The 14,062-nt window shown below is 50.8% G+C and carries 18 protein-coding genes and 1 pseudogene; 16 read left to right on the forward strand and 3 right to left on the reverse strand.

What is annotated here, in order from left to right:
- The first annotated feature begins 16 nt into the window (after positions 1–16).
- Positions 17–685, forward strand: a complete 669-nt coding sequence (locus tag AC0TNG_RS06190) for a response regulator (protein WP_200974046.1) — start codon at positions 17–19, stop codon at positions 683–685.
- Positions 661–2,010 (forward strand): sensor histidine kinase, encoded by a 1,350-nt coding sequence (locus AC0TNG_RS06195; protein ID WP_208692429.1) that lies wholly within the window; start codon positions 661–663, stop codon positions 2,008–2,010. The genes AC0TNG_RS06190 and AC0TNG_RS06195 overlap by 25 nt, the downstream gene beginning before the upstream one ends.
- Positions 2,011–2,182: 172 nt before the next feature.
- Here the strand turns inward: AC0TNG_RS06195 and AC0TNG_RS06200 are convergent, their stop codons facing one another.
- A complete protein-coding gene (locus AC0TNG_RS06200; RefSeq protein WP_117119136.1) occupies positions 2,183–2,509 on the reverse strand; it encodes a gamma-glutamylcyclotransferase family protein in 327 nt (108 codons plus the stop codon).
- A 116-nt stretch (positions 2,510–2,625) separates the two neighbouring features.
- Between AC0TNG_RS06200 and gcvA the strand changes: the two genes are divergently transcribed.
- Positions 2,626–3,540, forward strand: a complete 915-nt coding sequence (gene gcvA / locus AC0TNG_RS06205) for a transcriptional regulator GcvA (protein ID WP_222840351.1) — start codon at positions 2,626–2,628, stop codon at positions 3,538–3,540.
- Between the two features lie 244 nt (positions 3,541–3,784).
- Here the strand turns inward: gcvA and AC0TNG_RS06210 are convergent, their stop codons facing one another.
- Together AC0TNG_RS06210 and AC0TNG_RS06215 are read right to left on the reverse strand one after the other, a co-directional pair.
- Positions 3,785–4,072, reverse strand: a complete 288-nt coding sequence (locus AC0TNG_RS06210; RefSeq protein WP_236948522.1) for a polymyxin B resistance protein pmrD — start codon at positions 4,070–4,072, stop codon at positions 3,785–3,787.
- A gap of 261 nt (positions 4,073–4,333) precedes the next feature.
- A pseudogene (locus tag AC0TNG_RS06215) lies at positions 4,334–4,561 on the reverse strand (PIN domain-containing protein); the annotation flags it as partial.
- 451 nt (positions 4,562–5,012) lie between these two features.
- Here AC0TNG_RS06215 and AC0TNG_RS06220 point away from each other — a divergent pair.
- From AC0TNG_RS06220 to AC0TNG_RS06280, 13 genes are all read left to right on the forward strand, one after another.
- Positions 5,013–5,987, forward strand: a complete 975-nt coding sequence (locus AC0TNG_RS06220) for a GGDEF domain-containing protein (RefSeq protein ID WP_196520870.1) — start codon at positions 5,013–5,015, stop codon at positions 5,985–5,987.
- Positions 5,988–6,355: 368 nt separating this feature from the next.
- A complete protein-coding gene (locus AC0TNG_RS06225; protein ID WP_248165648.1) occupies positions 6,356–7,366 on the forward strand; it encodes an HNH endonuclease signature motif containing protein in 1,011 nt (336 codons plus the stop codon).
- 202 nt (positions 7,367–7,568) lie between these two features.
- Complete coding sequence (locus tag AC0TNG_RS06230) at positions 7,569–8,456, forward strand: GTPase (protein WP_248165650.1); 888 nt, start codon at positions 7,569–7,571, stop codon at positions 8,454–8,456.
- Positions 8,457–8,632: 176 nt separating this feature from the next.
- Positions 8,633–9,040, forward strand: coding sequence for a hypothetical protein (locus AC0TNG_RS06235; protein WP_048294088.1), 408 nt, complete (start codon positions 8,633–8,635; stop codon positions 9,038–9,040).
- A gap of 181 nt (positions 9,041–9,221) precedes the next feature.
- Positions 9,222–9,527: a hypothetical protein gene (locus AC0TNG_RS06240; RefSeq protein WP_473713189.1), complete on the forward strand. Its 306-nt coding sequence runs from the start codon at positions 9,222–9,224 to the stop codon at positions 9,525–9,527.
- 84 nt (positions 9,528–9,611) lie between these two features.
- Positions 9,612–10,430, forward strand: a complete 819-nt coding sequence (locus AC0TNG_RS06245) for a DUF932 domain-containing protein (protein WP_048294090.1) — start codon at positions 9,612–9,614, stop codon at positions 10,428–10,430.
- Positions 10,427–10,690: a DUF905 domain-containing protein gene (locus AC0TNG_RS06250; RefSeq protein ID WP_048294091.1), complete on the forward strand. Its 264-nt coding sequence runs from the start codon at positions 10,427–10,429 to the stop codon at positions 10,688–10,690. Before AC0TNG_RS06245 ends, AC0TNG_RS06250 begins: the two co-directional genes overlap by 4 nt.
- Before the next feature lie 75 nt (positions 10,691–10,765).
- Complete coding sequence (locus tag AC0TNG_RS06255; RefSeq protein WP_048294092.1) at positions 10,766–11,197, forward strand: antirestriction protein; 432 nt, start codon at positions 10,766–10,768, stop codon at positions 11,195–11,197.
- A gap of 12 nt (positions 11,198–11,209) precedes the next feature.
- Positions 11,210–11,752, forward strand: a complete 543-nt coding sequence (gene radC / locus AC0TNG_RS06260; RefSeq protein WP_248165654.1) for a RadC family protein — start codon at positions 11,210–11,212, stop codon at positions 11,750–11,752.
- Positions 11,749–11,970, forward strand: coding sequence for a DUF987 domain-containing protein (locus AC0TNG_RS06265; protein WP_012543032.1), 222 nt, complete (start codon positions 11,749–11,751; stop codon positions 11,968–11,970). Before radC ends, AC0TNG_RS06265 begins: the two co-directional genes overlap by 4 nt.
- Positions 11,971–11,995: 25 nt before the next feature.
- On the forward strand, positions 11,996–12,352 hold the full coding sequence (locus tag AC0TNG_RS06270) for a type IV toxin-antitoxin system YeeU family antitoxin (protein ID WP_236948519.1): 357 nt from the start codon (positions 11,996–11,998) through the stop codon (positions 12,350–12,352).
- Positions 12,353–12,372: 20 nt separating this feature from the next.
- A complete protein-coding gene (locus tag AC0TNG_RS06275) occupies positions 12,373–12,696 on the forward strand; it encodes a TA system toxin CbtA family protein (protein WP_236948518.1) in 324 nt (107 codons plus the stop codon).
- A gap of 625 nt (positions 12,697–13,321) precedes the next feature.
- On the forward strand, positions 13,322–14,062 hold a 741-nt coding region (locus tag AC0TNG_RS06280), incomplete at its 3' end, for a ShlB/FhaC/HecB family hemolysin secretion/activation protein (protein WP_473713188.1).

Here is a 14,062-nt window from a genome sequence, read left to right on the forward strand (position 1 = left end):
ACGGGTTATTAAAACGATGAGAATTTTACTGGTTGAAGATGATCTGATGGTGGGGAATGCGATGGTGGATTCGCTGCGCGATGCCTCGTATGCTGCGGATTGGGTTCAGAATGGCAATGATGCTGTGACCAGTTGCCTGACACAGCATTACGACATTGTTATTCTCGACCTTGGGCTACCCGGCCAGGATGGCTTCAGCGTCCTGAGTGCATTGCGCCGTAAGGGCTCCTCCGTGCCGGTAATGATTGTCACCGCGCGGGATGCCCTGCCAGACCGTTTACATGGGCTGGATAGCGGTGCGGATGATTATCTGATCAAACCGTTTGAGTTCAGCGAACTGCTCGCACGAATCCGCGCGGTGCTGCGTCGGCATAATGGCAATGGTGAACGTCTGTTGAGTAACGGGGTTCTAAGCCTGAATCCGGTCAGCCATGAAGTATGTTTGCTTGCCAGCGATGAACGTTTTTTACTCTCTAACCGCGAATATGCTCTGCTGGAAGCGCTGATGCGGCGGCCGGGAGGCATTCTCTCCCGTAGCGATCTGGAAGAGCGCATTTATGGCTGGGGCGAAGAAGTAGAAAGCAATGCCATAGAGTTTTTCATCCACGCGCTGCGTAAAAAACTGGGCAAGGATGCCATCAAAAATGTCAGAGGCGTTGGATGGCTGGTTTCCAGAAGCAAGTGATAAATTCCCTGAAGTTTCGGCTCTCGGTAGCCCTGAGCATCGCCATTTTATTTACTGCCATCATTTCCTGCGGCCTCACCTTCTATTTTGCACTAGACGAAGCCCACGAACTGCAGGACAACACCCTCACTCAAATCGCCAGCGTGCTCCAATACAACCCGGACATACAGAATGCTATCCAGTCCCTGGATAGCGATAAAGATTCCCGCGTGGAGGTTGAGTTCATCTCCGCAAACGGCAGTGCTTTGCAGCCCCGAGGGTTCACCTTTCAGTTGGCTCCCCCCATACGCGAAGGCTTTCAGGACGTTAATGCCGGCGGAGAGTCGTTTCGCGTACTGGTCCACCGTCTTTCACCCATGCTGCTGGTTGCCATTGGTCAGCAACGTGACGTACGTGACGAAATCTCGTTTGAAAGCGCACTGCGCACGCTGATCCCTCTCAGTCTCCTGTTGCCAGTATTGTTGCTGGTCGCGACTGATCTGATCCGTAAAGCGTTTCGCCCCGTTTCACGCCTTGCCGATGAGGTACATCAGCGTGACGAACGTGATTTAACGCCGTTCACCGAAGATAACATACCCGATGAGATCCGCCCGTTTGTCAGCGGTATCAATAAGTTGTTGCATAAAGTGGATGAAGCAATGCAGACGCAGAAGCGTTTTATCGCCGATGCGGCTCATGAGTTACGCACCCCGTTAACGGCACTGTCGCTGCAGGCGGAGCGGTTGTCGGCCAGCGCAATGTCGCCCGAAGCGCAATCCCGTCTGAACAATCTTCAACAAGGGTTAAGCCGAACCAAAAAATTGTTAGACCAGCTTTTGCTGCTTGCCCGTGAACAGCAAAACACCTCGCACGAAAGCCATCAGCCACTTCACATTCCGCTGCTGTTCAGGGAGGTGATTGAATCCCTGTACCCACTGGCGCTTGAAAAAAATATCGATATCGGCGTACTGGAAACCGACAGTGCCAGTCAGCAGGTTATCACTGACAAACACACACTCATCATTGCCGTAAAAAATCTGGTGGAAAATGCTATCCGCTACATCCCTGAAAACGGGCAGATTGATCTCAGCGTGACGGTAACGCCGCACGAAGCAGTTATTAATATTGAAGATAACGGCCCCGGAATTGCTGCTGCCGAAAGGACGCGTGTGTTCGACGCATTTTATCGGCCCGAAGGCATGACCCAGCCCGGCTCCGGGCTGGGTTTATCGATAGTCAAAGCCTGCGTCACCCGCCTGGGCGGCGACATCACATTGCTTCCTGCCCGCCAGTTTCCCTCGGGTGTTCTGGCTCGCATCGTCCTGCCACTGTGCTCTGTTCGATGACATGCAGATGAAAACAATGTTCTTACTTGGGATCGTTTTTATTCTGCTGATATTCTGCCAGCACTCCGACCTCTGCCAGGATGCTGCACATTATTTGCAGGAGATGATTTTTTACTTGAGCCACCGGTTTTATGAGACGATAATTTAAGTAGCTCACAGCTGGTCTCATAGTTTATGCTTTGAGCATGTAGATGCATGATTTTACGGTCTGTCCGGAAGAAGTAGTTACTTCTACTGGTACCCGTTCATACTCAAAACCTTCGAACTCATCGAGTATGTGCCAGTGAAGATGCAAATTTTCTGACGTGAAAATAAAACCCTGTACACGATTACCGGAATCATCCAACACGATCCCCGGATATCCCATCTCTGTACCCCAACCTTTATCTAATAACGAACCACCCACGTGGCCTTCCTGCCATGTCCCCCCAATCTTTTCAAGAATATGAGCATTAGGTCGGCCAGGCCCCAGGGTCCCGTAAACAAACAAGCTTTCCATCATTCCTCCGATTGTCGCAAAGCCAATGTGAATGTTCAGTGTGCTAATTTTGATTTTCGGACTCAGGCCTGACAAATCATTTGTTCTCACAATACGCGTGATTTAAAATCACACGTATGATATTTGATCGCCTCCCCCCATTGCAGACTCTGCGTGCTTTTGAAGCCACAGCACGTCTCTCTAGTATGACACTGGCTGCAACAGAGCTGCACGTAACGCATGGCGCGATAAGCCGGCAAATCCGGAAGCTTGAAGAGCATCTGGGGTTAAAACTATTTTTCAGGCTGACCCGACAGATAATACTGACTCAGGAAGGTGCTGAATATCATCGCATTGTTACCCGCCTTCTGAGTGAGTTAATGATGGAATCTGAGCGTCTGCGCGGAAGGAACCCTGCCAAAAGTTTACGTGTCAGTACAACGGTTTCATTTGCCAGCAAATGGTTGGCACCCCGTCTGAGCCGCTTCAGGCAGAGATATCCAGAATTTGATATTCAGCTGGATGTTACTGACAGTAATGTGGATCTAAATGATGGTCAGGTAGATGCAGCCATTCGTTACGGTCTTGGCCATTACCGCGACGTTTCGTATGAGCGTATCTTCGATGAAACAGTTACTCCCGTCTGTAGCCCGGGTTTTCTTAAAGAACATAATGGTCTGACAGAAATTAAGGAGCTTTCAAACTGCATTCTTCTTCATGAATACAGAATGCTGGCGAACTGGGAGGCATGGTTTGAAATGGCCGGAGAAAAAAATTTTTGCTGCCATCATGGCCCCTTATGGACCCTTGGCAGCATGGCGACTGAGGCCGCTATACGTGGCGAAGGTGTGGCTCTTGGACGCAGTGTTCTGGTTGCAGATGATGTAGCAGCTGGAAGGCTTGTTGTTCCGTTTCCGCAATACAAACTCAAGGCTGAGCGGGGATATGATTTAGTTTATCGCTCGGATAATCAGGATTCATTTAAAATACGAATTCTGAGACAGTGGCTCTCTGAAGAAATGAGCTTGCTGGACGATTCAATGACCATCTAAAGATGGTCTGCTTCCGGCATGCAGCGGACAGCCTGGTTGGTCATCAGAGCTACCATTCGCGAGGTGCGGTCATAGATATACTGGGAGAAAGCAGTAGGATAATTAACCTGGTTCAGCACTTCTCAATTACCCATTAAGGCGTGCCTTAAGCCCTCGTTCGGTCTGGCAGTACTCCTCGGATTGCTCACTTTTCGCAAGCAAAAATATTACTTTGAAAGTCATAACAATAGTAAAACGGTACAGTTCAGGTCGCTGGCAGCAAAGACGGTTGTCTTAATTGATGGCTACAGATTCTTTTTTGAGAAAGCCAGTGACTTGCTGAATATTCAGAAGCGCATATGACTTTAACTGGTCTACTTTCAATTTTATTAACCAGATATTTGGCGTCTTTGATCGGATGAAGTCTATCGTCCTTGTATATTGGGCTGGTAGAAACAACTTCCGCCATCATATTTAACGGCCCAGCGTGCAGTTTAAGCAGGTATATATCTTTTTTTACCATATATATAACATCGCAAACTATCCATTCCATAGAATCACTCCAGATAAAATGACAACTAAGAATTGACCAACAGAATGTTCCTGTAAAGGTCAGCAACAATCATATAAGATAAATATATGAAACCGGTCACAGTTTTAATCTTTTTCGTACTGATCCAGAGCAGAGTGGTATGTGTTTTTGGTGGCTTCAGCTTGGATTGAAGCAGATTCTATCACAAGGCAGGCAGATAGCAGCATGTCCGCTTTTGGCACAAAGCGGACATTTATTACCTTTAAGTATAGCCTGTCTATTTAACCAATCTTCCAGCTTCAGGCCCGGTACCCTCCCAAACTCTCGCGTATTATTCGTCACCAGTACCGCGCCGACCGCAATGGCATGTCCGGCAATCGCCGTGTCGCTCGGACCGATCGGCGTCCCGGCGAGGAGCTGAGCCATATTTATCTCCGTGGTCGCATCCACCGCTGCGCGATCCCAGGGCAGGACGACATCGAGACTGGCGCAGATAGCGTCAGCCAGCTGCTGCACGTGAAGCGACTGCCAGGGTACGCCAGCCATCATGATGCGCTGTAGATCGGCCTCGCTGCGAATATTCATCAGTCGGCAGTATTCCTGGTTCTCGGCCAAGGAGCCCCCGAGGTCATACCAATTTCCACGGTTCGCCTCTCTGCTGAATTTTTCCGGAACCAATTTCTGTCAAAGTAGGATCAGCTTCTCTGTAATATTAAGTGATTCGGTTAGCTGAGCGTATTGAGGATAAAGTGGCCCGGCATTCTGCTGCGCCTGTTCTGGAGGTACTGGTCCGGAGAGGATGGCCGTTATTGAACTGCTCAGATGAAAGGTTGTGGTTTCACCGTCTGAAAAGCAATAAACTGCAATGCATAACGTCTGATAAAAGTCTGTAATCTATAATCTGTCAGGCAGATAAATATCATCGGACATCTTTCATAAACTGATTGTTTTCAGAGGTAACATGCAGCCTCCCGACCTTCCAGGAAATGAAGAAGAAAGGCTTAAATCGCTTTATGTTACGGGGCTTCTCGATACCCGCGACGATGAGCGTTTTGAACGACTAACCCGCCTGGCCAGACGCATTTTTCAGGTGCCAGTGGCACTGATTAGCCTTCTGGATCGCGATCGTCAGTGGTTGCTGGCATGTGAAGGGCTTGGTATTCGCGAAACCCCCCGTAACATTTCGTTTTGCGGGCATGCCATTCTGCATGAGGGGCCTTTCATCATTCTTGATGCAGCAGCCGATAAGCGGTTCCACGACAATCCCCTGGTCACCGGTGAGCCCTATATCCGGTTCTATGCAGGACAGCCGGTTAGCCTGCCTGACGGCACGGTGGCCGGCACGCTGTGCCTGATCCACACTTCTCCCCGTACCTTTTCAGAGGATGACATTGCGTCACTCCGGGATCTGGCCTGCATTGTCGAGGATGAATTCCAGGCCATAAGCATGGCAATGACGGACAGCCTGACGGGCATTCCCAACCGGCGTGGGTTTTACAGTGCAGGAGAAAAAGTATTCCGCTCGATGAACCAGCATAATGCGACGTTCAGTCTTATCTATTTTGATCTGGATAAGTTCAAGCCGATTAACGATCTCTGGGGACACGCTGAGGGTGACGAGGTTCTTAAGATATTTGCAGCCTCTTTATATCAGCATCTTGAACCGGGAGAAATTGCAGGCCGTATCGGCGGCGATGAATTTGTCGCACTTATTCGGCGAAACGGAAACACCCAGTCTTTTCTGAACGCGCTGAGTGCGAGTCTGGAGTACCATAATGAAACGTCAGGCAAACCCTACTATATCAATTATTCTTTTGGTGAGCTGATTAATAACGCAGACCAGTATGCGACGCTGGCGGAGATGATTGGTAAATGTGACGAAGTGATGTACCTAAAGAAAAAACGAAAAAATCTGTCACAGAAAACAGAACCGTGATACTTCCCTTCCCGGCTGAACTCTGGGCCCGGGGTTCAGGGGTACAGCAAAAAAGCATGATTTTTGATTTAAGAGCGCAGTATGGCTAACCCCAGAATTGGTCTTTTCGAATGTTTTTCTTGCAGGTGGACAGGCAGCTATGAGCGAGTAGCGGAAGCTCACAATTGTTATTACCGCGTAGGATGCATTACTAACGTTGCTATGTGTTAACGAACGGGGAGCGGGTCAAGCTAATCGAAAATGCAGGTCGAACCGATTTCAATTACAGGTCACAACATTTATGCTGCTGCAATTGTTGGCAGAAATAAGTTGGCAAGCTCGATCTCGAAGGGGTGGACTGGAAAAAAAGCTGGTTGAGGTGGATTAAAATGGCTATGGAAGTTCACGGATTTATTATTTCGTCTCCGTTCGTGTTCGTCTGCGATGATAAGGTTTATAGCAGCCAATCGGGAAAAAACTGGACGGGCATATTTAGCCGTTACGGTACGCAAGCCTGGGGGAATGATATCTATGCTTCCCAGCGCGTTGAGCGGGATTGCCCGCCAAATCGTAACGAAGAAGTTCGTTTGGCTTTCCGTGGCGCAGTTATGCGCCACTTCAAGCTGAACTACACTCAAATCGAGGCATTCTTCCAGCGTCAGATCGACGAGGACAAGCAAATCCTGGTCGAAGGAAATTCGGTTAAACGCCATGTGGTTGGCCGTAGCAGCTACAACACAGGCAGTAGCTGCACGACTATATCTGCACCCGCGCCCGCTCCAGCCAAAAAGGAATCCCCCCATCCAGCGCTTAAACATGGTTGCCCAGCAAGTCGCCTGGAAGAATTCCTGACCTGGGAAAAAGCGCACCTTGGGATTTTGAATCGTGTCAAAATGCCCCAGCGCGTTGCCATGTTCCTGGGAACCTGGGAAGAACCGAAAGCGGTCGAACCTGAACCCCAGGCTGAAGAACCTCGGGCCGAACGGTCGCTGGTTGAAGAACGCGAACACAAAGAAGATGTACCCTTCTATGGCCGTCGCCGTCGTGATCAGGGGAAATTCCGTGAAGATGTGATGCTTAACTGCGGTGGCCGTTGTGTCTACACAAATGCCATTGCGGTACGCTGCGAAGCCGCACACCTTAAAGCCCACGCTCGCAAAGGTGGCGCGAGCTTTAAAAACGGTCTGCTGCTGCGCGCTGATATCCACAAGCTCTTTGACGCGGGACTATGCGCCATCGATCCGCGCACGCTTAAACTCTGGTTCGCGCCAGATTTGGTAAAAAAAGACGCAGATCTCGCGGCCATTGATGGGATAACGATGCGCAAAACGCAGCTCCCTATCAACAAAGACAACATCGAAGACCGCTGGGATGCCTTCGTTAAGATCTTGCTGGCATGATTAACTGGTCACAAATGTCCACTCCTGGCACGAAGCAGACCCACATAACTAATTCACTAGCCTTCATTCAGTGTTCGCTTAAACCGATCGTCAGAGCTGAGATCTAAAATTTAGTCAGTTATATATCATCTTAATGAATTCCTTTACCTTTCTCTTCAACAGGCCATCTCCACCGGATGGCCTTTTTTATCCAGAGGCCAGCATGAAACATCTCTCGGGCTACGCCCTTATCCGCCGTCACCTGCGGCGCTATCCACGCTCACTACGACAACATTTGCTGAAAGAACTCAATCAGCTCGTCACGTACGAACCCGTGATTGGCATTATGGGTAAAACCGGCGTCGGTAAGTCCTCGCTGTGTAACGCGCTGTTCCGCAGTGAAGTCTGCGCAGTCAATGCGGTGGAAGCCTGCACCCGTCAGCCTCAACGGGTTCGTCTTCGCTTTGGCTCTCACTATTTGACGCTGATTGACCTGCCTGGTGTAGGAGAAAGCCTGCAACGTGATGATGAGTACCGCGAACTTTATCAGGAACTGATGCCACAGCTTGATATGGTGCTGTGGGTGTTAAAGGCGGATGACCGCGCCTTCTCGGTAGAGGAGCAGTTTTATCGGGACGTGTTCGCGCAGTACAGCGGATTGCAGCCGCCGGTGCTATGGGTACTCAATCAGGTGGACAAAACTGAACCGGCAGAGCAATGGAACTGGTCTTCCGCGCAACCCTCAGCGCTGCAGGCTGAACATATTGCTCAGAAACAACAGGCGGTCGCCCGCCAGCTGGGAATTGCAGAGCGTGATGTACTGGTCATCTCCGTCAGGGGGCGTTACCGGCTGTCGCGCCTGGTGGAGGCCATGATTACCCGTCTCCCAAAGCAGACCCGCAGCCCGCTGGTACCGCACCTTCAAACCGGCTATCGCACACAAGTCGTTATCAGCAGCTCCCGCACCGGCTTTGGCGAGGCGGTCGTGGAGGTGATTGACCGCATCATTGATTTGGCCCCGCTGCCGCAAGTTGCCCGCTCGGCTCTTCAGGCCGTGACGCATACCGTGGCCCGCGCCGCCCGCACGATCTGGTCCTACTTCTTCGGTTGACTTTCTCCGTACGTCCCACATTTCGATAAGTTTTTTCGTTCATACACGATCGAAATTCTCGATCGACCCGATCGGATATCTTCATTATCCAGGCGAAAAAACCGCTTATAAAATCCCCTGGCAGACATTCACTGAGTAAGCGCGACAGCGCACCTGTCGCATCACAAGGAGCAAATATGAACATGTTCTCTGCTGCCGCCGCCGTAATCACATTACTGGCAGGCCTCGTCTCATCTGCGGTAAGCGCAGAAAATGACGCCATCAAAGTCGATATCCAGAAAAGTGGCTGGGAGTGCAATGACTGTGTCTACGTCACTGTGACTGCCCGCACGGAGCGGATTCAGATAAAAAATATCGATGTAAACCGGGGCAAATGCCCGCAGCTGAAGCAGGGCGTGACCACCATTCAGGGTCAGAAGATGGAGGGGTGGTGGCCCAATAAAGACCCGTTCACGCCCCGTACGATGCAGTTTGCTGACAGTCTGACCTGGCGATTTGGCAACACGCTCTGGCAGAAGGGTATTACCTGCAATGTTATTGAAGCCCGGATATTCACTGACCTGGGCGTATTCACTTACAGCTGAAACCATGATGAAAATAAAACAAACGACCCAAAAGATTGTCTCGTTGCTGATACTGGCCTGCCTCGCAATGAGCGCCGATGTGTCTGCGGCACCCGCCGGGAATGAGTCCCGACTAATTACAGATGAGGCCGGATATCTGGTCTGCCATCGGTGTGGCCCGGAACACAAGGACAGCTATCTAATGGCGGAGTATCCTGCGGGCTCGCGGGAGAAATCCGTGAATTATCACCTCGTCCGGGATATGAGTCGCTACACCTTTCTGATGTCTTCGGATGCCCCGGCGACTGCGGCGAATCAGACGCCGGATTTCTGGTACATCGATAAGCAATCATCCACCCCGGCGCTGAACAGCATTGTCTTTGACGACGATAATTCGGCACTGTCATCCGCAGAGCACATCACCGTGACAGAGGCTGACGGCCAGACCCGGCTCAACGTTATCTGGGCGAACGGGAAGCGGAACATCTTCATTCTCGATAATCCTTAAACCCCATCAGATCAGCATCACACCCGACGCCCTGCTCATTCGAGTGGGGCGTTTTCTTTTGTGCCTTCAGATAAGGAAACAACCATGAAATTAGCCAGCCGTTTTGGTGCGGTGAACCTCGTTCGCCGTGACCGCCCGCTCACCCACGAGGAGCTGGCGCACTATGTGCCGAGCGTGTTCAGTGAAGACAAGCATGAATCCCGCTCAGAACGTTATTCATATATTCCGACCATCACCCTGCTTGAAAACCTGCAGCGTGAAGGGTTCCAGCCCTTCTTTGCCTGTCAGACCCGCGTGCGGGACCCCAGCAAACGTGAACACACCAAACACATGCTGCGCCTGCGCCGTGAAGGGCAAATCACCGGTAAGCAGGTGCCGGAAATTATCCTGCTGAATAGTCATGATGGGTCCAGTTCCTATCAGATGCTGCCGGGACTGTTTCGTGCTGTTTGTCAGAATGGGCTGATATGCGGGGAGAGTTTTGGAGAAGTACGTGTGCCGCATAAAGGCAACGTGGTGGAGAAAGTCATTGAAGGGGCTTATGAAGTGCTGGAGATATTTGACCGGGTGGAGGAGAAGCGCGATGCCATGCATTCACTCCTGCTACCGCCACCTGCTCAGCAGGCGATGGCGAAAGCGGCACTGACTTACCGTTTTGGGGAAGAGCATCAGCCGGTCACGGAGTCACAAATTCTTGCGCCACGCCGCTTGCAGGATGAGAGCAATGACCTGTGGACCACGTATCAGCGCATTCAGGAAAACCTGATTAAAGGCGGTCTGTCCGGTAGAACGACCAAAGGCAAACGGGCCCATACCCGCGCAGTGAAAGGCATCGATGGGGATGTGAAGCTCAATCGTGCCCTTTGGGTCATGGCTGAAAACATGCTGGAGCTCGCATCATGACCGCGCAGAAACAAAAGGGCCAGAGCCTGCTTCCGGCCGGACCTTTTACCCGCCAGCAGGCGGAGTACGTCAACGCGGCATACCAAAACATCTTCATCGAGGATGACCAGGGAAGCCATTTTCGGCTGGTCCTGCGCGATGCGGATGGCCGGATGGTTTGGCGAGCCTGGAACTTTGAACCGAAGGCCGGGACCGGGCTTAATGCGTACATCCGGGACTACGGCATCCTGCAGGGCCCTCTCAGCCGCCTGCCTTATTAACCACATTGCCACGCTTTCATTTTTCCCCTGACCCGCCAGCCTGAACCGCTGGCTTTTTTATTACCGGAGAAACCCATGAATGACACCACAACTGAACTCACCATTTCCGTCGCTGTTGTTGCCGATGAGTTACGCATCGGCTTCTGGCCGCAGCACTTTGGCTCCATCCCGCAGTGGATAACCCTTGAACCTCGCATTTTCGCCTGGATGGACCGGCTGTGTGTCGATTATCACGGCGGTATCTGGCGCTTTTCGACGCTCAGTAATGGAGGTGCTTTTATGGCTCCAGAGTCAGAGAGCGATGAGAAGTGGTCATTGTTCAACAACATGAACGGCAATGGCGCAGAGCTTACCAGTGAAGCTGCAGGGATAGTCGCGTGCCTGATGGCATACAGCCACCATGCCTGTCGTACCGAATGTGACGCGATGACTGAGCATTATTATCGCTTACGTGACTACGCGCTGAACCATCCGGAATGCAGCGCCATTATGCATCTCATTGACTGAGGCATACCGAACATGAATACCGCAATATCCCCACCGTTATCGCAGCCTGAACTCTTTCCGGTGTCGGTCATGGCTCAGCATGGTTGCCTGCTCCCCGCGACATCCGGATTGACACCCTATGCCCAACGGACCATTCGCCGGGCTATCAACCTGCTGGATAAATATCTGCGCCAGCCCGGCATATCTTTTACCTCAAGTACTGCTGCCCGTGACTGGCTTCGGTTACTGCTGGCAGGACAAGAACGGGAAGTGTTTATGGTGCTCTATCTTGATAATCAGCATCGTTTACTGGAGAGCGAAACGCTGTTTGCCGGTTCAGTTAACCATGTCCAGGTCCATCCCCGCGAAGTAGTTAAGTCAGCGCTTCGCTTAAATGCTGCAGCTGCCGTGCTGGCGCATAACCATCCATCCGGTGATCCCGAGCCCAGCCAATGCGATCGCAATATTACGGGCAGGCTTAAAGATGCTCTGGCACTGGTTGATGTGAACACGCTCGATCATCTGGTCATCGGCTCAGAGGGCATTGTGTCGTTCGCGGAGCGAGGCTGGATATGAAAATCATCAGTAAACGCCAGGCAATGACCCTGTACCGGCAACATCCTGGCTCCCGGCTGTTTCGCTTCAGTACAGGAAAATATAAATGGTCAGGTAGTATCTGCCATTATGCTGGCCGCGAGGTGGAAGATATACGCGGCGTTCTGGCCGTATTTGCTGAACGCCGTCAGGACCGCAATGGTCCCTATGTCATTCTTCGAAGTGTCACTCTCAATTAATCTTTCCCTTTAATCAGGAACAATAATGAACAATCACTCAGAATCTGGTGACAAGCCGGAGAATCCAGCCTGCCAGCAGTGGGGGCTAAAGAGTACGATCACCCCCTGTTTTGGAGCTCGTCTGGTACAGGAAGGCAGCCGGGTGCATTTTCTCGCTGACCGCGCCGGATTCAACGGTACTTTCAGCGACGAGCATGCGTTGCGCCTCGACCAGGCCTTTCCGTTGATACTCAAGCAGCTGGAGCTGATGCTCACCAGCGGAGAACTCTCCCCCCAGCATCAGCACTGTGTCACCCTATATTACAACGGGCTTACGTGCGAAGCCGATACACTTGGTAGTTGTGGCTACGTATACATCGCCATTTATCCCACTCAACGTTAATTACTTTCACGAGAGAAAAAATGAAATTTCTACCTGCAACAAATATGCGGGCGGCGAAGCCATGCCAGTCGCCTGTGACTATCTGGCAAATGCTGCTTGCACGCCTGCTGGAACAGCATTATGGCCTGACACTCAACGACACACCATTTAGTGATGAGACGGTAATTCAGGAACATATCGATGCCGGTATATCTTTGGCCGATGCTGTTAATTTTCTGGTGGAAAAGTACGGGCTGGTTCGTACCGATCGCAGAGGGTTTAGCTGGCAAGAACAAACGTCATATCTCACGATTATTGATATCATGAGGGCCCGCTGCGATCTGGGTTTATTAAATCATAATTAGTCTGATGCTAATGGTGTCGCTGCTTTCGCAGTATGCTTGCCATTTGCTATCATCTCGCTTCCTGCTGATTTATCGACAAAGGTAATTACTTGAATTCAAAGTCTCTGTGCTTTGGGGGTATCTTTGGGGGTATAAGTTAAGATATAACTTGAAAATTCTGTATTTTTCAGGTACTTGTTTGGTTTGTTCTACTCCCTTCGCCCGCTCCAGATTTTCTTGATGTTATCCTCCTCTGTCTATTTTTTACCCAGTCTATGCTTTTCCATCCAGGTATCGTCATGCTGTAGTTTGATCGCTTCAACGAAGTTATCACGCATGCCTCCATATTCAGCACTGAGTTATCAGTTGTCATCAGAATTTGCAGCACGATGAATGCAACGTGTAATTTAATCTGCGCTGCTAGCTGATGTTTATATCTAACTATTGGGAGGGGTGGTTAATATTTTGTGAAAGAAGAAACAATCAGGCAATAATAAAAAATTCCGATATGACGCTCTTCGTTATAACGGTTTTTTTAAACTTAACGCAAATATTACTACCAATTATAGTAGCCCTCTTTTTGAGACTATTCCCTATTGCGCCAGAGCTGTCATACTGAGGAAAACAAAAAATATTATCCTTTAATATGCGCTATTACAGCAAAGCCGTCTTTTTTTGCTCGTTATTTTTTTGTACTCTGAGCCATGCAGCCCCCCTTACTCCTGCTGACCGGGACACAGTGCGTCAGCAGCAGGAGGAACTGTTATTAAAGAACCAGCAACAGCGTGAAGAGCTGGAGCGCAGTATTCCTCGCCCTGCGCCTGCCAGACCGCTGCCTGTTACCGGCTCCGGACCCTGTTTCACCATTCATACCATTACCCTTTCCGGTGCGACCTTAATCCCCCCGAAAACCCGGCAGACCCTTGTCGCGCCGTGGCAGGGCCGCTGTATGGATATGGCGAAAATAACGGAACTTCTCGCCCATATTTCTGACTGGTATATCAGCCGGGGATATATCACCAGCCGCGCTTTTCTTACCGAGCAGGATCTCACCGGCGGCCAGCTGAATATAGTTGTGCTGGAAGGCAGGCTGGAAGCGATCCGTCTGGAAGGCGAAACGCCGCGCATGCTGAAAATGGCGTTTCCGGGACGGGTGGGCGGCATTCTTAATTTACGCGACATCGAACAGGGCATGGAGCAAATTAATCGTTTGCGTACCGACCCGGTTCAGATTGAAATTCTTCCCGGGACGCAGGCCGGATATTCCATCGTTAATCTCACGGCAAAACCGGAATTTCCCTTAAGTGCATCCGTAAGCCTGGATAATAGCGGGCAGAAGAGTACCGGGGAAGATCAGCTGAGTGGCGTGCTCACCGCCAATAATATG

The sequence above is a fragment of the Enterobacter sp. PL_is514 genome (genome assembly GCF_055816715.1).